The 271-nt window shown below is 62.4% G+C and carries 1 protein-coding gene; it reads left to right on the top strand.

Translation table 11 applies throughout. The features are described 5' to 3' along the window. The coding region (locus NCS00_RS33235) for an adenine nucleotide alpha hydrolase family protein (RefSeq protein ID WP_502801623.1) at positions 1-271 on the top strand (271 nt) is incomplete at both ends.

Raw genomic sequence — 271 nt, 5'->3', positions numbered from 1 at the left:
CCTTCGACGAGATCGCCGTTGAGGAAGCGGTGCGTCTGAAGGAAGCGGGTGTCGCGACGGAAGTGATCGCCGTATCGTGCGGCGTGACGCAGTGTCAGGAGACGCTGCGTACGGCGCTGGCCATCGGCGCGGATCGCGCGATTCTCGTCGAATCCGCTGATGAACTGCAGCCGCTGGCGGTGGCGAAGATCCTGAAGGCGCTGGTCGATCAGGAGAAGCCCGAGCTCGTCATTCTCGGCAAGCAGGCAATCGATGACGATTCAAACCAGAC

This window comes from Caballeronia sp. AZ1_KS37, assembly GCF_023631165.1.
GTDB lineage: Bacteria > Pseudomonadota > Gammaproteobacteria > Burkholderiales > Burkholderiaceae > Caballeronia > Caballeronia zhejiangensis.
This window is presented reverse-complemented; position numbering and strand designations above follow the sequence as displayed.